1 protein-coding gene and 1 pseudogene are annotated in these 587 nt (G+C 42.8%); both read left to right on the forward strand.

Annotation, left to right across the window (positions count from 1 at the left end):
- The first annotated feature begins 39 nt into the window (after positions 1-39).
- Entirely contained in the window at positions 40-306 is a 267-nt protein-coding gene (locus VT06_RS17090) for a DUF4212 domain-containing protein (protein ID WP_046555535.1), read from the forward strand.
- 5 nt (positions 307-311) lie between these two features.
- Positions 312-587: pseudogene (locus VT06_RS17095) on the forward strand (cation acetate symporter); the annotation flags it as partial.

Here is a 587-nt window from a genome sequence, read left to right on the forward strand (position 1 = left end):
ACAGGGTGGCACTGATAACAACAACTGGAGGACACACGCATGGCATTTGAATCGCAAGATCATGCCAAGGCCTATTGGAAAGAGAACCTTTCGTTAATGCTCAAGCTATTATCGGTTTGGTTCATCGTATCTTTTGGGTTCGGTATCATACTGGTAGATGTTTTAAACAACATCACCTTCTTTGGCTTTAAATTGGGCTTTTGGTTTGCACAACAAGGCGCAATTTACACCTTTATCGTGTTGATATTCATTTATATCAAGCAAATGAATGCGCTCGATAAAAAATATAAAGTTGAGGAGGAGTAAACCCGATGGATATTAAAACACTCACATTTATCGTGGTTGGCGCTACCTTCGCTTTATATATTGGTATTGCGATTTGGGCTCGAGCAGGTTCCACCAACGATTTCTATGTAGCGGGTGGTGGCGTTCCACCAGTAGCCAATGGTATGGCAACCGCAGCTGATTGGATGTCGGCAGCATCATTTATTTCTATGGCAGGCTTAATTTCAGTACTCGGCTACGATGGCAGTGTGTACTTAATGGGTTGGACCGGTGGTTATGTATTATTAGCCCTCTGTTTAGCA

It is taken from the genome of Arsukibacterium sp. MJ3 (assembly GCF_000987765.1).
Lineage (GTDB): Bacteria > Pseudomonadota > Gammaproteobacteria > Enterobacterales > Alteromonadaceae > Alishewanella.